This window comes from Acinetobacter sp. WCHAc060006 (genome assembly GCF_004209135.1).
Lineage (GTDB): Bacteria > Pseudomonadota > Gammaproteobacteria > Pseudomonadales > Moraxellaceae > Acinetobacter > Acinetobacter cumulans.
The window spans coordinates 37,423-58,541 of sequence record NZ_SGSS01000005.1; the positions used below are offsets into that span (position 1 = coordinate 37,423).

The following is a 21,119-nucleotide window of genomic DNA, read 5'->3' on the forward strand; positions in this document are numbered from 1 at the left end:
TAAAACCAAAGCGGTTGATCTTGGATTGAGGAAATAAAATGCATTCATTGGAACAAAAATTTCTAAATGACTTAGATGACAAGCTTTGGAAAGCCGCCGATAAATTACGCAGTAGTCTGGATGCTGCTAACTATAAGCATATTGTTTTAGGGCTGATTTTCTTAAAGTACGTTTCTGATGCCTTTGATGAACGACAGTCTGAGCTCAAGACTTTATTCGCTCATCAAGATGACAACAATATCTACTACATGGCACGTGATCACTATGATAGCGATGAAGAATACCTACAGGCTATTGCTGACGAACTAGAAATACTGGATTACTACCAAGAAAAAAACGTATTTTGGGTACCCAAAGCAGCACGTTGGTTAAGTATCCGCAATGCAGCAGCTTTACCAATTGGCTCAATCATTTGGCAGGATGAGCAAGGACAGGACGTGAAGTTACGCTCTGTATCTTGGTTGATTGATAATGCTTTTGATGAAATTGAAAAAGCCAATCCAAAACTAAAAGGTATTCTGAATCGTATTGGACAGTATCAGCTGGACAATGACAAGCTACTTGATCTGATCAATACTTTTTCTGACACCAGTTTTACTAATCCAGAATATAACGGTGAGCAACTCAGTCTGCACAGTAAAGATATCCTCGGGCACGTCTACGAATACTTTTTGGGACAGTTTGCCTTGGCTGAAGGCAAGCAAGGTGGGCAGTACTATACGCCTAAAAGTATCGTCACCTTAATTGTTGAAATGTTGCAGCCTTATAAAGGTCGTGTGTATGACCCTGCAATGGGTTCAGGTGGATTCTTTGTATCCAGTGAAAAATTTATTGAACAACATGCTCAGGAAAAGCGTTACAAAGCCTCCGAACAGAAAAAGCATATTTCTATTTATGGGCAGGAAAGCAATCCGACCACATGGAAACTGGCCGCCATGAATATGGCAATTCGTGGGATTGATTTTAATTTCGGTAAGAAAAATGCTGACAGCTTTTTAGAGGATCAGCATCCAGACTTGCGTGCTGACTTTGTCATGGCTAACCCACCTTTTAACATCAAAGATTGGTGGCATGCTTCTCTAGAAAGTGATGTGCGTTGGAAGTATGGTACACCGCCACAAGGCAATGCTAACTTTGCTTGGATGCAGCACATGCTACATCATCTGTCACCAACAGGCAGCATGGCACTTTTACTTGCCAATGGTTCGATGAGTTCCAACACCAACAATGAAGGTGAGATCCGTAAGAACTTGATCGAAGCTGATCTAGTGGAATGCATTGTTGCATTACCAGGACAACTGTTCACCAACACGCAAATTCCAGCCTGTATCTGGTTTCTAACCAAGGACAAAAAGAATGGCTTGTCTTTAGATAAAAAGAAAGCCAACCGTGAAGGCAAGACTCTGTTCATCGATGCCCGTAATTTGGGCTATATGAAAGATCGCGTACTGCGTGACTTTACCGATGCGGATATTGCTAAAATCACCAATACTTTACATGCTTGGCAACAAGGCGAAAATTTTGAAGGCGAAGCCTATCAAGATGAGAAAGGTTTCTGCTTCTCTGCTGAGTTAAAAGATATACAAAAGCACGACTATGTATTGACTCCAGGACGTTATGTGGGTGCAGTCGAGCAGGAAGATGATGGCGAGCCATTCGCTGAGAAAATGCTGCGTTTGACCGCTCAGCTCAAAGAACAATTTGCTGAAAGTGCGGTCTTGGAAAGTGAGATTAAAAAGAACCTAAAGGGCTTGGGCTATGAGTTCTGATCATCCTTTATTGCTGGAAATTCAGAAGGGTGAAAGTCAAACCCTTGAATTTAAAGAGCAGTTACCGAAAGGGCAACAGGTGGCAAAGACCCTGATTGCTTTTGCCAATACCAGTGGTGGTAAATTGGTAGTGGGTGTAAGTGATGATCGCCAACTCGTAGGTATTCAAGATGATATTTTTGAGCTGCAAGATCAGATCACCTCAATGATCAATGAATTGTGTATGCCAAACATTCTGCCGTATATCTATATCGAGAATATCCAAGGCATAGAGTTGCTGGTGATTGAAGTCAGCCGTGGTTCGTTATTGCCTTATTATCTCAAACCACAAGGCAAGGCACAGGGAACCTATATCCGTTTGGGTGCAAGTAATCGTGTAGCATCGCCTGAGTATATCCAGCAACTCGAATTGCAGCGTCTGAACCAGACTTTTGATGAGCAGCCGAATCCGCAATACAGTTTAGATAACATCGATTTACAGCCTTTACAGCAAGCCTTTGCTGAGGTGGGTAAAGAGCTCTCTTTGCAGAAAATGCGTAATCTCAAATTGATCATTCAGCAGAATGGACAGGATTACCCAAGTCATGGGTTACTCATTTTGTTGGGGCTTTATGAGCAGGTTGAGATTAAATGTAGCCGCTTTAAAGGCACGACCATGACGGTGTTTTTGGATAAAAAAGAATACCGTGGCGACTTGTTTAGCCAGTTGAAGCAAACTGAGCAATTCATCAAAAATCATCTGCATCTACGGGCAGAAATTTTAGGGTTACAGCGTACAGAAAGTTATGAAATCCCCATTCCTGCTATTCGTGAAGCCTTGGTGAATGCAGTGCTGCACCGTGATTATAGCAATGCAGGGCGTGATATTAAGGTTGGCATTTATGATGACATTCTGAATATCGTATCGCCAGGTGGCTTGCCCAATGGTCTGACTGAAGAAGATTTGGCTCAAGGTCGTTCTGAGATCCGTAACCGTGTTTTGGCGCGTGTGTTTAAAGAGCTGGGTTATATCGAGCAGTGGGGTAGTGGGATTGCCCGTATTAAAGATCTATGTTTGCAGGCAGGTAATGCCGAACCTCAATTGAAAGCACAAGGTGATTTTGTGGATTGGGAGTTTTACCGTCCTTCGATTGAGCAATTAGGTGGCTCAATAGGTGGCTCAATAGGTAGCTCAATCCAAGAAACTATGCTGACAGATCGTCAAAAAGAGATTTTAGTTTTGATTCAACAAAATCCGAAAGTTTCCTATCGTGCTATGGCAGAGCAACTTGCTATTAATGAGTCAGCAGTGAAAAAGCATTTGAATAACTTAAAAGATGCAGGCTGGCTTGAGCGTGTGGGTGGAACACGTGGCTATTGGGTGGTTAAGGAAGAATTTGGGGGTAGTGGTAAGTGAAATTTAAGCAATATTCTTTTAAAGAATTATTATCGAATATTGTTGATAATCGAGGGAAGACCTGTCCTACAGCAGACCAAGGTCTACCTTTAATAGCAACAAATTGTATTAATAACAAAAGTCTATATCCTGTTTTTGAAAAAGTCCGATATGTAAATGTGGAAACCTATAAGAATTGGTTTAGAGGACATCCCAAACCTGAAGATATCATTTTTGTTTGCAAAGGTTCACCTGGACGTGTCGCATGGGTTAAAGATCCTGTTGATTTTTGCATAGCTCAAGATATGGTTTCAATACGTGCTGATAGAACAAAAATAGATCCTAAATATTTATTTGCTTTATTACGATCGGACAATGTACAGCAAAAAATTTCAAATATGCATGTTGGTTCATTAATTCCACATTTTAAAAAAGGGGATTTTGGGAATCTATATTTAGATATTCCTGAAGATTTGGAATATCAAAAAATGGTTGGAGAAATATATTTTAATTTTTCAATGAAAATTGAACAGAACAACAAAATCAATCAAACCCTAGAATCTATCGCCCAAGCCCTATTTAAAAGCTGGTTTATCGACTTTGACCCTGTCCGTGCCAAAATTGCAGCAAAACAAGAAGGGAACGATCCTGAGCTTGCTACGATGTGTGCGATTAGCGGTAAAAGCGGAACTGAACTTGAGCAAATGGCTGAAGATGATTTTGCAGAGTTACAAGCGACTGCTGCACTGTTTCCTGATGAGTTGGTAGAGAGTGAATTGGGGGAAGTGCCCAAGGGGTGGGAATTACAGCAATTTAAAGATATTGCTAAATATACCTCTAATAAGATTTCATTAAATGACCTAACTCTTGAAAATTATATCTCCACAGAAAATATGTTATCTGAAAAGAAGGGAATTGAAAAAGCGAGTTCATTGCCAAAAGTGAATAGTGTCCCTGCTTTCAAAAAAGGAAATATTTTAGTTTCTAATATTCGGCCTTACTTTAAGAAAATTTGGTTTTCTTCTTCTGAGGGAGGGCATTCTAATGATGTCTTAAATTTTGAGGTCTTAGAAGAAGGTTGTGAGGAATATTTATACAATTTAATTTACCAAGACAGTTTTTTTGATCAAATGATGGCTTCATCTAAAGGATCAAAAATGCCTAGAGGTGATAAAAAAGCAATTATGAGTTTTCAGGTTGTTATACCATCAATAACTTTAAGAAGACTATACTCCAGAAAAGTTGAAAAATTTTATTTTAAAAAAAATGTTATAGAAAAAGAAAATCAGATTTTAAAAATTATTAGAGATACATTGTTGCCAAAATTATTATCGGGTGAAATTAATGTATCTTCTTTGAAAGATAAGGTTGAGTGAAAATGAACATTATATTTAGATTATTGCTCACTTTGAATTCAACATCATTATTGCTGATCATTTTTTTGATTAAAGAAAAGTATGTATTGTGCCAAGGAGTGTCTGAATATTTTTCATATGCTTTATATGCTGTTTTGCCAATCTTGATGACATTTTTTAGTATTGTATTATGCTCTAAGCTGGGTAAGGATAGTTTTAAATGTGATTTAGATGAAAATGGAGTCAATAAAAGCTATCCAATAAAAGAAATTGAATATGCAAATAATATTTTTTTACCTAGCTATTTAGGATATTTCTTTGTTGCACTTAGTGTAAACAACTTGGAAACACTAATATGTGTTTATATTATACTGTTTGTGTTTACATTTTTATCACAGGCTTTGTATTTTAATCCATTGTTTTTGTTATTCGGTTTTAACTTCTATAATGTAAAAACAAAACATGGAGCATCTATATTTTTAATTACAAGGTGTGATTATAAAACTCCAGAAGATGTTGAAATTGATGTGGCATATAGAATTAATAGTTATACCTATATTGAAAGGGGTAATAAATGAATCAATTAGTAGCTCGTGTAAGAGGAAGAAAGAAGCCGTTTTTCTACAAACTGCTTTCTGATAAAAAAATATATGAGTTTGATATTAGTGAAGTAAGTTTGGTTGAATATTCCTCTGATCATCTTCTTGATGGGGATAGTTGGTTTAAAGTTGATAATTTTAGTAAGCGAAAATTTTTCCTAGATTTTTTAGAAAAACAGTTTATTTCTTCAGAATATAACAGTATCCCAAAATCTAAGTATAAAGATATAATCTATCTCTGTTCAGTTCAAGATAGCGAATATTTTTTTCAAAAAATTACACCATCATCTTATGTGACTAAGACATTTCTTGCTTTAGGCGATGAGCTCGTTATTGAAGATAATATCGATAGAGTTGTTATTAACCAATTGCCTGATGCTATATATTTTAAAAAAGAAGATAGATTAATCTTTAGAAATTTAGCTACTATTTCTAGTATTTTTAAGGGAATAGATATGCTATATAAAGAAGCTACCCAAGAGGAGGTGCAACAATTTATTGATTTAGGTTTTATAAAAGTATCGAATGGTTATGATGCCCAAAAAGTTGGTAAACAAAATAGAAAACGTATAGCTTTGGCTTTAGCTACATTTACGGCTATGAGTAATGATGAAAAAGACACAATTTTTGATTATGTCCAAGAATATTGTGAAAATCTAAACTTTGATAAATCTGCTAAAAAATTTGAAATATCATCCGAAGAAGATATGAAGTTTTTACTGTATGGAGTTGAACAGAGATTTTATACAACTGTTTGTGGAAAAGAGAAGCGACTTGCTAACTCGGTGCAAAGGCTTTAGCTTTTTTCAAAAAAGCTAAAGCCTTGTTAGGCTGGATGTAAAAGATAAATTTTAGATAAATAGTAATGAGCGAGCCGAGTTTAAAATTTAAATGAAAGGGGGAAATCATGAACGAAACACAACTCGAAAACCTATGCTTAGACTGGTTTTCTGAAAATGGCTGGGAAGTCGTTCATGGTATCGATATTGCACCCGAGAGCAGTAACCCTTTACGCAAGGACTATAAACAGATTTTAATCGAAGCTGATTTACAGGCGGCTTTTGAACGCTTAAATCCACATTTGCCTGCAGGCTGTTTTGAACAGGTTTGGCAAAAACTGAGCAAGCCTGAAAGTTTGGATCTCGTCACCAATAACCGTGCTTTTCATCGTATGTTGTTGGAGGGCGTACCTGTCACATATAAGAAGCAAGATGATTGGGTACACGACCATGCCTTCATGGTGGATTTCAACCATGTGCATCAAAACCGATTTGTTGCTATCAATCAATTTACTATTCTAGGTACTAAACAACCTCGACGTCCTGATATCATTTGCTTTATCAACGGTATTCCTTTTGCTGTGTTGGAACTAAAAAGCCCAACCGATGAAAATGCGGATATTTGGGATGCCTTTAACCAGCTACAAACCTATAAAGAAGAAATCTCGGATTTATTTGTTTATAACGAAGCCTTGGTAGTGAGTGATGGCGTAACAGCACGTGTCGGTTCACTGACAGCAAATCAGGAACGCTTTTTACCGTGGCGTACAATCAAGAATGAAGATGATAAACCCGCTTTAGAATGGGAGTTAGAGACAGTTATTCGAGGCTTCTTTGATCGAGAATTGTTCCTAGATTACATTCGATTCTTTGTGCTGTTTGAAACAGATGGCGAAAAGACCATTAAGAAAATTGCAGGCTATCATCAATTCCATGCGGTTAGAGAAGCCGTACAAGCCACCATTGCAGCAGCCAATCCAGCCGGGGACAAAAAAGCAGGTGTCGTTTGGCATACACAAGGTTCGGGTAAAAGTATTTCCATGTGTTGCTATGCAGGCAAACTTTTACAGCAGCCTGCCATGCACAACCCAACCTTGTTGATCGTGACTGACCGTAATGACTTAGATGGACAGCTCTTTGAAACCTTTAGTAATGCTCAAGAACTGTTAAAACAAACTCCAGTACAAGCCAATAACCGCGATGAGCTGAGACAGCTTTTAGCTGAGCGTGAGTCTGGTGGGATCATCTTTACTACGGTACAAAAGTTTGCATTACTGGAAGGTGAGAGTGAGCATCCATTATTGAATAGACGCCACAATATTGTTGTGATGTCAGATGAAGCACATCGTAGCCAATATGGTTTGAAAGCAAAACTAAATAATGATGGCACATACAAGTTCGGCTATGCCAAGCACATGCGTGATGCTTTAAAGAATGCTGCTTTTATTGGCTTTACTGGAACCCCTATTTCGAGTGAGGATAAAGATACCCGAGCTGTCTTTGGCGACTATGTCTCCATCTATGATATTCAGGATGCCTTCGATGATGGTGCAACCGTTCCTATCTACTACGAATCACGTTTGGCAAAGCTGGACATCAATCAGGCTGAGATTGGAGAGCTATCTGATCAAGTGGATGAGGTGGTGGAAGATGAGGAAGATGTTGGTAACCGAGAAAAGACTAAAAGTGAGTGGAGCCGACTAGAAAAGCTGGTGGGTGCCACACCACGGCTGAAACAGATTGCTGCAGATTTAGTCGCACATTTTGAAGCACGTACCGAAACCACAGCAGGTAAAGGTATGATTGTGACCATGAGCCGGGAGATCTGTGTCCATCTTTACAATGAAATTGTTGCTTTGCGCCCAGATTGGCATGACCCTGATCCTGAAAAAGGCAAAATCAAAATTGTGATGACGGGTTCAGCTTCAGATAAACCATTATTACAGCCGCATATCTACAATAAGCAAACTAAAAAACGTCTTGAGAAACGCTTTAAGGATGTCAAAGATCCTTTGCAGTTAGTGATCGTGCGCGATATGTGGCTTACAGGTTTTGATGCACCATGCACGCATACGATGTATATCGACAAACCGATGAGGGGGCACAACCTCATGCAGGCCATTGCACGTGTGAACCGTGTCTTTAAAGATAAGCAGGGTGGACTAGTTGTTGACTATATCGGCATTGCTAATGAATTGAAGCAAGCCTTAAAAACCTATACCGATGCAAAAGGGAAAGGTGAGCCGACTTTACGTGCAGAAGAAGCCTATGCAGTTCTTGCTGAAAAGATGGATGCAATAGGAGGAATGTTCGCCAAAACCAATGAACAGGCAGGTATGGATTTAAGTGCTTATGAAACTCAGGCACACCGACTGATTATCCCCGCAGCTAACTATGTGCTGAGCTTAAAGGATGGTAAAAAGCGTTTTCTTGATTTAGTCCTGGCAATCAATAAAGCCTTCTCTTTATGCAGCACCTTGGATGAAGCGAAGAACCTGCACAAAGAAATTGCCTTTTACTCAGCCATTAAAGCGGTCATCAGCAAGCATACCTCTGTAGATCGTAAACTGTCGCAAGCGGAAAAGGACAGTACGCTAAAACAGATTCTGGATAATGCTGTCATTGCTGATGGCGTAACAGATGTCTTTGCAATGTGTGGTTTAGATAAACCAAACATTGGCTTGCTTTCAGATGAGTTCTTAGAAGATGTACGGCAGATGCCATATCGTAATTTGGCAGTTGAACTACTGGAAAAGTTGTTGAATGACGGCATTAAAGCAAAGACACGAAACAATGTCGTGCAGGAAAAACGCTTCTCTGATCGTTTGCAGGAAACCTTGAGGAAATACAATAACCGAGCGATTGAAACTTCTCAGGTCATTGAAGAACTCATTCAAATGGCAAAAGAGTTTCAGGCAGAAATGCAGCGTGAAGCTGCACTTGGTTTGAATCCTGATGAAATCGCTTTCTACGATGCCTTGGCGAATAATGAAAGTGCGGTCAGAGAGCTTGGAGACGATACTCTGAAGCAGATCGCCCGCGAAATTACCGAGAAGCTTAGGAAGTCAACTACAGTGGATTGGCAGGTTCGGGACAGTGTACGTGCTCAGCTTAAAATTCTTGTGCGACGTACATTGCAGCGTTGGAAGTACCCGCCTGATAAAGCAGCTGAAGCGATTGAGTTGGTGATGAAGCAGGCGGAGACTTTGTCTAATGCTTGGACTATCAACTAGCACGATTGCTTATTGGGGGGTAAATGTTTAATCCTAAAGAAAATAGCATGTACTTAAAGAAAAAAGAGAACTTTAAATGTTCTCTTCTAAATTTGATTTAATCCAAAACTATTAACTCACTTCGACGCCTTAATGCATCTAAATTTTGGTATTTAGAGGCTAAGTTGAAAGTAAGATTATTAACTTCTACTAGATTGAGACATAGATCATTTGTCATTTTAGAAAAATCAAAGTTTTCTTGGGCTAAAGCTTGGAAAACTTTATCTAATAAGAGAGAGGATTCATGAGGGAGGGGGTTAGGCTCATTATTTCGTCCTCTTTGGGCTAACTGTTTATAAATACTTGTGGCATTCCAGTCAGTAATAATCCCCAGCTTATTATAACGATAGGTCAAAGCAGCAGCAGAAACTTGCCATATTACTTTTTTGGACAAAATACTCTTTAAGGATGGAATCCGTAAAGGATCTGCTAGTAAGCTTCTGCGCGGCATTAGAAATGCAGAAGCAAAAGCATTTGCTTCTTGTTCTACGTGAACTCCTTCTATTATGCCATGTTTGTGCATAACTAAATGGCCTAGCTCGTGAGCTAAGTCAAATCTACACCTTTCAGCAGTTCTGGAAGTATTTAAAAAAATAAAAGGACGACCACTTGTCCATCTACAGCAAGCATCAACATCTTGTGCTTCATCTGTGAGAGAAAAAACACGAATACCTTTAGATTCCAAAAGTGCAATCAGGTTGGGAATAGGTTGCTCGCCTAATCCCCAAGCTTTTCTTACTGTGTCAGCACATGCCTCAGGATAAGAATATTCAAGATAATATCTAACATCATTTTCATCTGTCTCATCCAATGAACCAATAGTCGCAGTTGAAAAGTCACTTCTTAATTCATGTAAATCAGGTACATTAGGAAGTGGCAAATCAAAGTTTTGATCAATCCAATCGCTAATCAATTCAGCTAAAATAGTCTGGCTAATTGCCATATCCCTTTTTCTAGCTGTCATTTTAGTTAGCGCTCTGAAGCTTACAGATTCAGCTTGAATTTTTTCTACTTCACGTCCGTAAAAGAAGTTGATTGGAAAATCAAGAATTTCAGCAGCTTTTTCTAAATTTTTTTCATCAACTTGTTGGTTATTATACCAATTTGAAACAGTTCTATCGGTTACTTCTAATCGATGAGCCAATTCTCTCTTAGTCAAACCACGGCGTTGACGAGCGAGATCGAAACGACCCATATTGAACATAGTATTGCCTCTTAAGCATTTTTGCGCTTGATCTCAAAATCAATTGGCGCGGGAGTTGGTGCAGGGGAAAGAATAGTATCAAATTCAGACTCAGGATCGAAACTGATTTCTTCTAAAATAATTCGTTCATGGTATTCTGTAAAAAACTTACCATCTTCAGTCAGTTTTGATGGACATGATAGTTCACTTCGAATTATTTTATTTTTATAATCAATATAATACATTAGCACCCAACACCAAGTATCGGTAGTAGCTTGTGTCGTTAGCATATCTCCATGTAATTGGGCATTGGCGATTCTTGAAAACATGCTCCCCTTAGGGTTTCGGTTTCGAGCAATTTTCTCAGTTTTCAAACTCGCTGAATTAGACGGAACTTGGTTTTTCAATCCAACACATGCATTACCTGTCATAAAACTAATTAGAATTCCAAGCTTTTCATTGTGAACCCATTCTGAGTTTCCTTGGGTATATTTTAAATAACCCATTGATAACAAGCGCTCTCTTAAAAAAGCTGTTCCTTCAGCAAAATTTCTATAACCACCATAAATTTTAGGATGATTGTTTGTAGTTTCATTACGAGCTGAGAAGCTATCCTCTATAACTCCAAGCAAGATTTTCGGGTCAAACCCAAAAACTTCTTTGATTCTATTCTTAGCTTGAAATGGATCATCTATTGTTAAATATAATGGTTGCATAAAGTTCGATCTAGTAAATTATCATTTGCTTAGCATACATAGATTTTGGTAGTAAAAATAGAAATAAACATAGTTTTTGGTGTAAAAAATAGAAATTAAATTGTTTCAAGATGTATACAGTTAGGAATTAATATTGATATCTAGAATATATGAATTGAAACTGAATTTTGAATAATTAATGGAGAGGGAAAAGTATTATGAATTAAACAGTTAAAAATTTACTTTCGCATTTTTACACCAATTTTACGCCACAATATTTTTACATTAAACTAAATTATTGATAATAAATATTTAATTTTATTTGTATGTCCAATCCATCATTGGCGCCACGCTGATTCGAGGTGCGAGTTTATTTTCAGTAGAATTGATTACGGTCATCAAACATCAGGCCTTGGCAAACAAAGATGGAAATTAGGAGAGAAATTAGATTGCACACATTGAGTCATGTGATGCACCATTGAAACAACGTTTCAAAATTGGGCGCTATATTAGCACAATTTTAAATAGACTTTGTGGCGTGTGAAATTTAAGCAAGAATCTGCTAAGCACTACGTTGTATAGGTCGAGAGCCCCACGGCATAAGTGGACGCATACAGCCACTTTGGACATAATAATTTTCGGCATCTTGTGGCTTAGCACTTTTGCCAACAAAGGTGCCTGCTTGTAGTAAGAAAGTCTCTTGTTGTAAGACCTGATATAAATCACTATTGCTGATGTAGCCTGCAATGTCTAATTTAGGTTTTTGCAGTTTTAAAATGCGAAACAATTTGAGTTTTAAATCATCTAGGGTCGCAGGCTGTGGCTCTTGGCTAATTTGATGAATGATCGCATCAATATTGGATTTTACTCGGCACAGAAAAAAATAATCATAGATTCCACGATTCTTGCTCTGATCATGTTGGTTCGGCTTATAAATCGTTTTGTGCTGAAGTAGGTCTATTTCCCAGTCTTTGGCTTCTAAATACAACAGATTTCCAAAGTCTTTGGTGGTCTTAATTGAAATATGATGTTCATCATTCACAATAAAATCTGCACAGTCCCAAATACCCTTGCCACTACAGCTAAAATCAATATGTGACAGCTGTTGTACACGAGGGCGCTGCTGACAGTAATAGTAAAAAGCAACTTCGCCTAATTTGCCCCGATAGACATCACGAAAAACCATTAAGTCCGTACGAATTTCTGAACCGCCTGTGCGATAAGCACGATGTTGACCTTGTTTGCCAAAGGTCATTTTCCAACTAAATTCTAAAACTTGCTCTAAAGCTGAAGTAGGTAAAGGAATATTTAAAAGACCAAATTGCTTTGGATGTGTCACTTTAAAACTACTGCCGTGGAAGGTCAGTGCAACAGGTTTAAATCGAGTTTTCATTATTGATATGAAGCTTTTATTTTTATGATTATTGTTAATGCTAGCTAAACTATGAATTAAAATTAAAGCAAAAAAATAATTTTTAAGATGAATGGAAAATCAATAAGTTAAATATATTTTGATTAATAAATTGAAAGGTTGACGAAATTTAGCGTGAATTAATAGGAGGTATAGGCTTTGTCGAAAAGACTGGGATTTCTTATATTTGTGAAGATCTGTTAAATAATTTTGGCGAATGGGGTCGGGCTAAATTGAATTGTAAAATTGAGCCATCTCTTAAAAGTGAAGCCTAAGTAAGGGGGATTGGATTAGGGCTATTTAGAGAAGTATTGAAGGGCACTGAAAGCTGACACAATCAGGACACAATAGATGTGAAATACTCAGTCATGTTGATTGAGTTCTGTGGATAAATTGTTTAATTTGCAAAAGAAGAATAATAAACAATTTTTTGGGGGGATTAGACAATGATGTTAGAAGAAATTTTTAAGGACAAAAAAGCAGAAAATAGTGACCAATTTAATTTGCGGATACATCGTGGACTCAGTTGGCTAAAAAAAGCACAGCAATTAGACCAAGAGTTGGACTTACAATTTATTGCTCTATGGGTCTCGTTCAATGCCATTTATGCACAAGATTTGCTGATAAGTCAGGACAAGCAAAGCTTAAGACAGTTTTTACATTTAATTTGCCAAAAAGACCAAGAAGATAAGATCTATAATATTTTATGGGAGAAATATAGCCAGCCCATTCGAGTGCTACTTGATAACCAATATATTTACCAAGGTTTTTGGGACTATCAAAATGAAAAGATTAGCCTAGAGGCCTGTAAAACTGGCTTGGCTGCGGAAAAGCAAAAAGTATTGAATGCTTTGGGGCATAAAGATTCGGTCGATATTTTAATGGTGCTGTTTAACCGCTTATATACTTTGCGTAATCAAATTGTCCATGGCGGGGCAACTTATAACAGTTCGGTGAATCGTTCACAATTAAAGGATGCTTGCCGTATTTTAGAGGTATTACTGCCTGTATTTATTTTAGTACTTTTGGAAAATGCACAAAGTTTAGATTTGGGAAAACCGTTTTATCCAGTGGTGCAAGTCAGCTAAGACAGACCTAGACTGGTGAGAGCATATAACCAAAGCGAGAGGCTATGCCCATGCTTTGGTTTCAGTGAAAACTTAGTGTGTTGTCGCTGGTTGCTTTTGCCCAAGTTGATCCATTAAGGCCATAAGCGATGCACCACATACTAATCCAAACCCTGTTAGGCAAGCCGCTGGCCAGCCACCATGGTGCCATGCATATACCCCTAAAGCCGATCCTCCCGCACCACCAATAAAGTACAGTGTCATATAAATAGAGTTAATGCGTGAGCGTGCATTCGGGTTAAGTTTAAAAATCACATTTTGGTTACAGCTGTGTACCATAGCTAAGCCAAGGTTAATGACTGCATAGCCTAAAGCGTAGCTCATTAGAGATTGGCCACCTAAATACAGCAGTCCCCAACTGATTGCCAATATGCCACAGCCCATCCAAGTGAGGACTAAATTATGTCCACGGTCGGCCCATTTTCCAATCCACTGAGTCGAGAGCGCGCCAAATACGCCCACCAGCGTTAAGATTCCCACCCACACATCAGGCAGTGAAAAAGGCGGTGCAGTGAGTAGCATGGCAATCGTGGAAAATAAAATACTCATTGAGGCAAAAGCACAGCCACCAATGAGGGAGCGGTAGACCAAGCGACGCTCTTGGCGCAGTAGCTGTGCCATAGATGCAAAAATTTGTGCATATCTAAGTGTACTGGTATTGACCATAGGCAATTGACGATTAAGTAGCACTGCAAGTACCAGCATGAGCACAGCGCTTACAACATAGATAATATTCCAATGCCATAAATTAGATAAAAGCCCAGCCAAACTGGTCGATAGTAAAATCCCCACCAATAAGCCACTCATTAGAAAGCCAACAGTTTCACCTGTTTTTTCAGGGCGTACCGCAAGGGTGACCAGTGGAATAAGAACTTGTGCCGCCACAGAAAATAAACCAGTAATAATGGTGCCAATCCATAGCATCGTTAAGCTATTCGAAAGTGCACAAATACTTAGACCTACTGCTGCGCCAAACATAAGCAAGGGAATAAATTTGCTTTTATTGACAATATCCCCCAAAGGCACAATAAACAGTAACCCTAAGGCATAAGACACTTGGGCAAAAGTGACCGTAAGCGCCACTTGTGATTGCGCTACTTGAAAGCTTTGTTGAATCGAGGCGATTAACGGTTGGCAATAATAATTGGCACCCGCACATAGACCACATGCAATTGCCATAAGCCAAAGTAGGGTTTTATTTTGGCTAATATCAACGTTGGGGTTCATAGATTTCCTTACTTGTGGTTAAGCGCAGTAGGCGGTGGCTTCAATTTCGATTTGCATGTCAGGAAGTGCCAAACATGGTACGGGAATCAGTGTGCAGGCTGGCAATGCATGTGCTTGCCATAGTGCTTTTAGGTGCTGAATAATCAGCTGATGTTTGAGTTGATCATATTGGCAGACCCAAATTCTTAACATCGCAATATCATATAGCGTGGCCTTTGCAGCCTCTAAAGCCAATTGCACATTATGCATGGCTTGCGCCAACTGTATTGTAAAGTCTGTTGCCAAAGTTTGGTCGCGCTGTTCGCCTCCTTGACCTGCAATATGCACAATACGATTCAACTCATGAATGTTGACTTGCGCAATGTGGCTATAAGCAAACGGAGTGGGATTATACAGAGTATCTGGGTTCATGAGGTGGATGACTGAGTGCAGGTTTTGTTGCATCGCAATTTCCTTAGCGCTTAAAGTCTTGCTAGTATCAAAGCTCAAGTTAACTTGAGGTCAAGAATAAATATGCAAGAATCTAAACAGCAATGGCTGAGTATTGGTCAGCTTGCTGAGCGTAGTGGTGTCAGCGTACCTACTGTTCGCTTTTATGAAGAAAAACAACTTATTTGGAGTACAAGAACCACAGGAAATCAACGTCGTTATCAACGTGCAATGTTACGCCGTATTGCAATTATTAAAATTGCTCAGCAAGTTGGAATTAGCCTACAACAGGTTTATGAAGCTTTTGAGGTTTTGCCAAAGCATCAAGTGGCATCTAAAGCAGATTGGCAACAGATGTCACAGCGTTGGCAACAGCAATTAGATGCGCAAATTATGTATTTATTACAGTTACGCCAGCAGTTGGATTCTTGCATCGGTTGTGGTTGCCTGTCTTTACAACAATGTCCATTACGTAACCCAGATGACCAATTATCCCAGCAATCGGCTGGCGCACATTTTCAGCACATCTTGATGCATTTAGAACGCTTTACTGAATCTGGGATTGATCATGATTCAACAGCCTAATATGCAGAGCGTACGTGCACCGTCATGAGGCGAATGATTGATGTTATTTTTTGGATAGACTAATCATCAGCACACCCACGATATTGAGCAAACAGCCCAGCCACTGTATAGAATTTAGGTGTTCATCTAAAAAGGCCACGGCCAATAAAATCGTTAAGATTGGACCTATGGATGCAATCATGGCGGAGTGGCCAGGACCTAATCGAACAATGCTTTGCATCATCAGTACCGTTGGGAGTACAGTCACAAATAGCCCAATGGCAATCCCATAGCCCCAGACTGCGGGTGGCAGATTTTGAATGAGTTGTATTGGTGCTGGTACCGATAAAACATAATGAATGAGCGTGCCTAGGCAGGCAATGCTTAACGCTAAGGCATTAAAATGCCATGAGCCAAATTTGGTTATCATTTTAGGGGTAAGCAGTAAATAAGAGGCAAAGGCCACGGCACTGGCAAAAACAAAGCTCGCGCCAATCCAAAAATTACCATCCTGTGGCGCATTACTTTGCTCTTGTAGCATGACGAGTACGGTACCACCGTAACTTAATAGAATCGCAAGGTAAGTTTTGATGCTGAGTTTTTGCTTATAAATAACACTAGATGCTAGAACTGTTAGGGTAGGATATAAAAACAAAATAATTCGTTCCAGCGAAGCACTAATGTACATCAGACCCATGAAGTCTAACCAACTCGCAAGATAGTAGCCAAGTAAACCTGCAAGGATAAGCATGCCCCAATCACGAGCTGTTAGATCTTGGTAAGAGCGACGGCTAAACCAACACATGATCAAGAAAAAGGGCAAAGCACTGCCCATGCGGAGTGCCATTAATACGGTGGCATCCACCAAAGGGGATAACGCATAAGCTTGCTTAATAAATATAGCTTTAGTGCTAAATAAAAAAGCGGCACAAATAGCACAAAGTGCGCCCATTTGACGTGGGGATAGACTGAGCGTAGGCATGGCGATGCAATGGCTGGGAGAGAAAAGAATATAAGATGATTATAAGAAAATTACAGACAAAGATTAAATGCAAAAAAATGAATGGGCACGATACCCAAATGGAATGCTTCATTTGGAATGGGCATAGCTCAGCACAGGAATTCTGAGTTGACGAATTGTGTGAAATATCAAATTTAATACGATGGCGGTAAAAAATGATTGTTTGGCCTTGAAATACATCAATTTTTTCATAACGCACCAATATTGTGCATAAAAGAGCCAAATTCGCCAAATTGTGAGGTGTTCATCATGGTGCAAAATGTCGCAGAAATTATTTTTTTAGCAAAAAATGCGATCTATAGACTTAAGGCGAATGCCATAAATGGCATAATTTAAGGGGAAATGCTGTCGATCACGCCAATTTAATCAAAGAATTTATGTGGGGTGATAATTGTACAAGTCTTTCAAAAACAGCTTAATTTATTTGAGTTTAAAAATCCTAAAATTTGTCAGCAAGGTCAACTGTTGTTTTTGGGATATTTAAAATAGGTTGCTATGTATGGCATTTAAAGGCTTTCATAACTAAAAATATAAATATCAAACGAATGTTTTTTTGTCATTTAGATCAATAAGCAATAAGTTGAGATTTAAATTAGCTTAATAAAACTTAAAAACAGCATTATTTTGTATAAAAAAGATTCATACCATTAAAAATAAAAATGAATAACTGCTTTATCGCATCATATTTTTTATGAATCACCAGTTCAAAATATGGGTATTTATTAACTAAATATTGGGTGGTAATTTAAAAAAGTTCCATTAGAATCCAAAAATTCAACAAAAGAACATCCTGAGGGGAAGCATCGTTTTTACGATGTTTACTTAAGAAAAATTAGCTTGAGGAACGCTCATGCAGATCGGAATTCCAGCCGAAACTGTTGTCGGTGAACATCGCGTCGCTGCGACGCCAGAGACAGTAAAGAAGTTGATCAGCGCTGGTCATAATGTCGTTATTGAACGTGGAGCAGGTGTAAACGCTGCTTATATCGATAGTGCTTATGAACAGGTTGGTGCCAAAATTACAGATGATGCCTATACCGGCAGTCAAATTATTTTGAAAGTACGTGCGCCGAAGGGTGACGAAATTCAAAAGCTTGCGCCAAATACCGCAGTCATTGCAATGTTTGACCCATACCGTAATCCGGAGTTGGACCAATTTGCTGCACAGCAAGTGTCTGCATTTGCGTTGGAGCTATTGCCACGTACTTTATCTCGTGCGCAAAACATGGACGTACTTTCATCTCAAGCCAACTTGTCAGGTTATAAATCTGTATTGTTAGCTGCTGCTGAATATCAACGTATGTTCCCTATGCTCATGACTGCAGCGGGTACAGTAAAACCAGCACGTGTAGTGATTATGGGTGTGGGTGTTGCCGGCTTGCAAGCGATTGCAACAGCAAAACGTTTAGGTGCAGTTGTAGAAGCAACAGATTTACGTCCAACGGCACGTGATCAAGTTGAATCACTTGGCGGTAAATGGTTAGACGTACCAATGTCACCAGAAGAACAGCAAAAAGCGGCAGATGCTGCGAAGAATGGTTATGGTTGGATGCCGGGTGAAGAATACATCCGTGATCAAGCGATTATTGTTGATAAAGCTGTATCAAATGCGGACATCGTGATTACGACTGCCTTATTACCAGGCCGTGATGCACCACGTTTAATCAAAGCAGAAACAGTTGCCAAAATGAAACCAGGCTCAATCATTTTAGATATGGCGGTTGAAACTGGCGGTAACGTTGAAGGTTCTGTGTGTGGTGAAAATGTGATGACTGCTAACGGTGTAAAAATCTTAGGCATTCCAAATATTCCTTCTACAGTTTCGACTGAAGCTTCGGCACTGTATGCACGCAACGTTTTGAATTTCTTAGACACATTATTTGATGCTGAGAAAAACTTCGCGATTAATCCAGAAGAAGAAATTCAAAAAGCCCTATTGGTCACTCACAGCGGTCAAGTGCTGTTGAAGCGCGGCTAAGGAGACTTGTCATGGTTGAAACGATTACGATTTTTGTCCTCGCTATCTTCGTAGGTTACTACGTTGTTTGGGGTGTAACGCCGGCTTTACATACGCCTTTAATGGCAGTAACCAATGCGTTGTCTTCAATTATTATTGTAGGTGCAATGCTACAAACCGTAGGTATTCCTGGGGTATTAGAAGCAAGCGTACAATTCCAAAGCGTGAACGTAGTGAGCGTATTGGGTGCAGTAGCAGTATTTTTGGCAAGTATTAACATTTTTGGTGGCTTCGCAGTAACTGCACGTATGCTCGAAATGTTTAAGCCAAAACAAAAGAAAAAAGAGGGCTAATCCATGGAATTCATTAAAGAATATGCGGATTGGTTCTACCTTGTTGGTGCGGTCCTTTTCATTCTCACTTTACGCGGTCTATCTGGCCCGAAAACTGCAATCGCAGGTAACCGCTACGGTATGATCGCTATGGCGATTGCCGTGATTACCACATTCTTTGTAGCAGATCATCCTGTAGTTTGGATGATTGGTGGCGCGATGGTTTTGGGTGCAGTCGTGGGTATTGCACGTGCACGTACAGTTCCAATGACGCAAATGCCTGAAACTGTTGCATTGATGCACTCATTGGTGGGTTTAGCTGCGGTATTGATTGCGATAGCAGCCATTTTGCATAACAACCAGTTAACTGCTTTATTTGCAGAAAACGAAGCGGCTTTAACAGCTGCTGGCGTACAGCATGCGCACATGAGCAGCGTTCATTTATTTGAATTGTTTGTGGGCTGTTTTGTAGGCGCGATTACCTTTACTGCATCTGTATTTGCTTATGGTAAATTGGCTGCCAAAAAATGGGCAAAAACCATTTCAGGCGGTTGGGTAAAACCAGTACAAGCATTGTTGTTTATTGCAATGTTGGCATGTGGTGTTTACTTCTTTACGACGGGTAACATGAATGCATTCTGGGCAATGACTGCACTTGCACTTGCGTTTGGCTGGGTATGGATTGCGCCAGTGGGTGGCGGTGACATGCCAGTGGTCGTTTCACTACTGAACTCTTTCTCAGGTTGGGCTGCAGCAGGTATTGGTTTCACACTTGAAAACAACATGCTGATTGTTGCGGGTTCACTTGTAGGTTCATCTGGTGCGATTCTGTCTTACATTATGTGTAAAGCTATGAACCGTTCAATCATCAACGTTTTGTTTGGTGGTGCAATGGGTGGTGCAGCAGTTGCATCTGCAGACAAAGGTGAGCAAGTTCAACGTAATTACCGTTCAGGTTCGGCAGACGATGCTGGTTTCTTAATGTCAAATGCGGACAGCGTTGTGATCGTACCAGGTTATGGTATGGCGCAAGGTCGTGCTCAAAACGCAGTGAAAGAATTGTGTGAAATCTTAAAAGAACAAGGTGTAACGGTTCGTTTTGCGATTCACCCAGTTGCGGGTCGTATGCCAGGTCACATGAACGTACTTTTAGCTGAAGCGGACGTTGCGTATGAAGACATCTTAGAGATGGACGAAATCAACTCAGACTTCCCAGCAACAGACGTTGTACTTGTGATTGGTGCGAATGACGTTGTAAACCCTGCAGCCAAAGATGATCCAACATCGCCAATTTACGGTATGCCAATTCTTGAAGCACATAAAGCACGTACCATCATGGTGATCAAACGTTCTATGGCAACAGGTTATGCAGGCCTAGATAACGACTTGTTCTATAACGACAAGACAATGATGATCTTTGGTGATGCGAAGAAAGTTGTAGAAGATATGACAAAAGCAATCAATGGCGGCGGTCACTAAGACTCAAACTTTTGATGAGAAACCGCCTTCGGGCGGTTTTTTTATGGAAAATGAAAAAAGATAGCTATGCTGTAATGCGCAAAAATTGCTACATATTGAGAGATTATTCTCTAAAACTGGTCGCAAGCTGACAATTTTTTGTAGGCAAATGGGGGAGTGTTATAAGCAAAGCCTGATGATTGCTATGTTTTATATTGTTGGCATTTTTCTTGCAAAACTATAAGTAATAAGCAGTTTATAACCGTAGTGAAAGGCATGTTTATTGATTTGAGCAGGGGGACGCTATGAGTACAGAACGATTAAATATTGAGAACCGCAGATCTGCAATTGCCAGCAGCTTAGAGCCTTATATCAGTAGTGTAGCTTTAGAAGAAGCATTAAGTCTTTGGGAGCAACGTTATAGCAATCAGCCGGTATATGCATTGAATCATTTTTTAAATGATGTTTGTGAAACAGATGATTTGAAGCACTGCCGTCGCCATATTATGCGTCAAATGTTGCGGGCTTTGACCAGTTTAGAACAGCGTGAGTGGTAAATATTATAG

General features: G+C 39.4%; 18 protein-coding genes. 12 read left to right on the forward strand and 6 right to left on the reverse strand.

The features are described 5' to 3' along the window. Positions 1-38 precede the first annotated feature (38 nt). The 6 genes from EXE29_RS04520 (at position 39) to EXE29_RS04545 (ending at position 9,110) form a co-directional block, all read left to right on the forward strand. Entirely contained in the window at positions 39-1,769 is a 1,731-nt protein-coding gene (locus EXE29_RS04520; protein WP_120364002.1) for a class I SAM-dependent DNA methyltransferase, read from the forward strand. Continuing rightward, positions 1,759-3,165, forward strand: coding sequence for an AlbA family DNA-binding domain-containing protein (locus tag EXE29_RS04525; protein WP_120364003.1), 1,407 nt, complete (start codon positions 1,759-1,761; stop codon positions 3,163-3,165). The genes EXE29_RS04520 and EXE29_RS04525 overlap by 11 nt, the downstream gene beginning before the upstream one ends. Then, positions 3,162-4,520, forward strand: coding sequence for a restriction endonuclease subunit S (locus tag EXE29_RS17690; RefSeq protein ID WP_117007179.1), 1,359 nt, complete (start codon positions 3,162-3,164; stop codon positions 4,518-4,520). The genes EXE29_RS04525 and EXE29_RS17690 overlap by 4 nt, the downstream gene beginning before the upstream one ends. 2 nt (positions 4,521-4,522) lie before the next feature. Further along, positions 4,523-5,077, forward strand: coding sequence for a KwaA family protein (locus EXE29_RS04535; RefSeq protein ID WP_117007180.1), 555 nt, complete (start codon positions 4,523-4,525; stop codon positions 5,075-5,077). Continuing rightward, complete coding sequence (locus tag EXE29_RS04540; protein ID WP_117007181.1) at positions 5,074-5,898, forward strand: ATP F0F1 synthase synthase; 825 nt, start codon at positions 5,074-5,076, stop codon at positions 5,896-5,898. The genes EXE29_RS04535 and EXE29_RS04540 overlap by 4 nt, the downstream gene beginning before the upstream one ends. Before the next feature lie 107 nt (positions 5,899-6,005). Then, entirely contained in the window at positions 6,006-9,110 is a 3,105-nt protein-coding gene (locus tag EXE29_RS04545) for a type I restriction endonuclease subunit R (RefSeq protein ID WP_120364004.1), read from the forward strand. 97 nt (positions 9,111-9,207) lie between these two features. On the opposite strand, the gene EXE29_RS04550 is transcribed toward EXE29_RS04545, so the two are convergent. From EXE29_RS04550 to EXE29_RS04560, 3 genes are all read right to left on the reverse strand, one after another. After that, entirely contained in the window at positions 9,208-10,353 is a 1,146-nt protein-coding gene (locus tag EXE29_RS04550) for a helix-turn-helix domain-containing protein (protein ID WP_106984598.1), read from the reverse strand. 11 nt (positions 10,354-10,364) lie between these two features. Continuing rightward, positions 10,365-11,048, reverse strand: coding sequence for a hypothetical protein (locus EXE29_RS04555; protein ID WP_057049767.1), 684 nt, complete (start codon positions 11,046-11,048; stop codon positions 10,365-10,367). A 541-nt stretch (positions 11,049-11,589) separates the two neighbouring features. Further along, positions 11,590-12,420 carry a hypothetical protein gene (locus tag EXE29_RS04560; RefSeq protein WP_120364005.1) on the reverse strand — a complete coding sequence of 277 codons (831 nt, stop codon included), beginning with the start codon at positions 12,418-12,420 and terminating at the stop codon, positions 11,590-11,592. 464 nt (positions 12,421-12,884) lie between these two features. Here EXE29_RS04560 and EXE29_RS04565 point away from each other — a divergent pair, with 464 nt between their 5' ends. Further along, positions 12,885-13,526, forward strand: a complete 642-nt coding sequence (locus EXE29_RS04565; protein ID WP_106984600.1) for a HEPN domain-containing protein — start codon at positions 12,885-12,887, stop codon at positions 13,524-13,526. Between the two features lie 72 nt (positions 13,527-13,598). Here EXE29_RS04565 and EXE29_RS04570 read toward each other — a convergent pair whose 3' ends face one another. Together EXE29_RS04570 and EXE29_RS04575 are read right to left on the reverse strand one after the other, a co-directional pair. After that, on the reverse strand, positions 13,599-14,792 hold the full coding sequence (locus EXE29_RS04570) for an MFS transporter (protein ID WP_106984601.1): 1,194 nt from the start codon (positions 14,790-14,792) through the stop codon (positions 13,599-13,601). Between the two features lie 18 nt (positions 14,793-14,810). Beyond that, positions 14,811-15,236 (reverse strand): RidA family protein, encoded by a 426-nt coding sequence (locus EXE29_RS04575; protein WP_117007187.1) that lies wholly within the window; start codon positions 15,234-15,236, stop codon positions 14,811-14,813. A 69-nt stretch (positions 15,237-15,305) separates the two neighbouring features. Here EXE29_RS04575 and soxR point away from each other — a divergent pair, with 69 nt between their 5' ends. Then, positions 15,306-15,806 carry a redox-sensitive transcriptional activator SoxR gene (gene soxR / locus EXE29_RS04580; protein ID WP_117007188.1) on the forward strand — a complete coding sequence of 167 codons (501 nt, stop codon included), beginning with the start codon at positions 15,306-15,308 and terminating at the stop codon, positions 15,804-15,806. Between the two features lie 43 nt (positions 15,807-15,849). Here the strand turns inward: soxR and EXE29_RS04585 are convergent, their stop codons facing one another. Further along, a complete protein-coding gene (locus EXE29_RS04585) occupies positions 15,850-16,767 on the reverse strand; it encodes a DMT family transporter (RefSeq protein WP_117007189.1) in 918 nt (305 codons plus the stop codon). Positions 16,768-17,656: 889 nt separating this feature from the next. Here EXE29_RS04585 and EXE29_RS04590 point away from each other — a divergent pair. The 4 genes from EXE29_RS04590 (at position 17,657) to EXE29_RS04605 (ending at position 21,110) form a co-directional block, all read left to right on the forward strand. After that, a complete protein-coding gene (locus EXE29_RS04590) occupies positions 17,657-18,784 on the forward strand; it encodes a Re/Si-specific NAD(P)(+) transhydrogenase subunit alpha (RefSeq protein ID WP_106984605.1) in 1,128 nt (375 codons plus the stop codon). Positions 18,785-18,795: 11 nt separating this feature from the next. Further along, positions 18,796-19,116, forward strand: coding sequence for a proton-translocating transhydrogenase family protein (locus EXE29_RS04595; protein ID WP_106984606.1), 321 nt, complete (start codon positions 18,796-18,798; stop codon positions 19,114-19,116). Between the two features lie 3 nt (positions 19,117-19,119). After that, on the forward strand, positions 19,120-20,574 hold the full coding sequence (locus EXE29_RS04600; protein WP_106984607.1) for an NAD(P)(+) transhydrogenase (Re/Si-specific) subunit beta: 1,455 nt from the start codon (positions 19,120-19,122) through the stop codon (positions 20,572-20,574). Positions 20,575-20,858: 284 nt separating this feature from the next. Continuing rightward, entirely contained in the window at positions 20,859-21,110 is a 252-nt protein-coding gene (locus tag EXE29_RS04605; protein WP_106984608.1) for a hypothetical protein, read from the forward strand. The last annotated feature ends 9 nt before the right edge of the window (positions 21,111-21,119 follow it).

Excerpts from the sequence above, each read along its gene's own strand:
- EXE29_RS04520 (WP_120364002.1), top strand. The coding sequence starts at position 39 with ATGCATTCATTGGAACAAAAATTTCTAAATGACTTAGATGACAAGCTT.
- EXE29_RS04525 (WP_120364003.1), top strand. The coding sequence starts at position 1,759 with ATGAGTTCTGATCATCCTTTATTGCTGGAAATTCAGAAGGGTGAAAGT.
- EXE29_RS04535 (WP_117007180.1), top strand. The coding sequence starts at position 4,523 with ATGAACATTATATTTAGATTATTGCTCACTTTGAATTCAACATCATTA.
- EXE29_RS04540 (WP_117007181.1), top strand. The coding sequence starts at position 5,074 with ATGAATCAATTAGTAGCTCGTGTAAGAGGAAGAAAGAAGCCGTTTTTC.
- EXE29_RS04545 (WP_120364004.1), top strand. The coding sequence starts at position 6,006 with ATGAACGAAACACAACTCGAAAACCTATGCTTAGACTGGTTTTCTGAA.
- EXE29_RS04550 (WP_106984598.1), bottom strand. The coding sequence starts at position 10,353 with ATGTTCAATATGGGTCGTTTCGATCTCGCTCGTCAACGCCGTGGTTTG.
- EXE29_RS04555 (WP_057049767.1), bottom strand. The coding sequence starts at position 11,048 with ATGCAACCATTATATTTAACAATAGATGATCCATTTCAAGCTAAGAAT.
- EXE29_RS04560 (WP_120364005.1), bottom strand. The coding sequence starts at position 12,420 with ATGAAAACTCGATTTAAACCTGTTGCACTGACCTTCCACGGCAGTAGT.
- EXE29_RS04565 (WP_106984600.1), top strand. The coding sequence starts at position 12,885 with ATGATGTTAGAAGAAATTTTTAAGGACAAAAAAGCAGAAAATAGTGAC.
- EXE29_RS04570 (WP_106984601.1), bottom strand. The coding sequence starts at position 14,792 with ATGAACCCCAACGTTGATATTAGCCAAAATAAAACCCTACTTTGGCTT.
- EXE29_RS04575 (WP_117007187.1), bottom strand. The coding sequence starts at position 15,236 with ATGCAACAAAACCTGCACTCAGTCATCCACCTCATGAACCCAGATACT.
- soxR (WP_117007188.1), top strand. The coding sequence starts at position 15,306 with ATGCAAGAATCTAAACAGCAATGGCTGAGTATTGGTCAGCTTGCTGAG.
- EXE29_RS04585 (WP_117007189.1), bottom strand. The coding sequence starts at position 16,767 with ATGCCTACGCTCAGTCTATCCCCACGTCAAATGGGCGCACTTTGTGCT.
- EXE29_RS04590 (WP_106984605.1), top strand. The coding sequence starts at position 17,657 with ATGCAGATCGGAATTCCAGCCGAAACTGTTGTCGGTGAACATCGCGTC.
- EXE29_RS04595 (WP_106984606.1), top strand. The coding sequence starts at position 18,796 with ATGGTTGAAACGATTACGATTTTTGTCCTCGCTATCTTCGTAGGTTAC.
- EXE29_RS04600 (WP_106984607.1), top strand. The coding sequence starts at position 19,120 with ATGGAATTCATTAAAGAATATGCGGATTGGTTCTACCTTGTTGGTGCG.
- EXE29_RS04605 (WP_106984608.1), top strand. The coding sequence starts at position 20,859 with ATGAGTACAGAACGATTAAATATTGAGAACCGCAGATCTGCAATTGCC.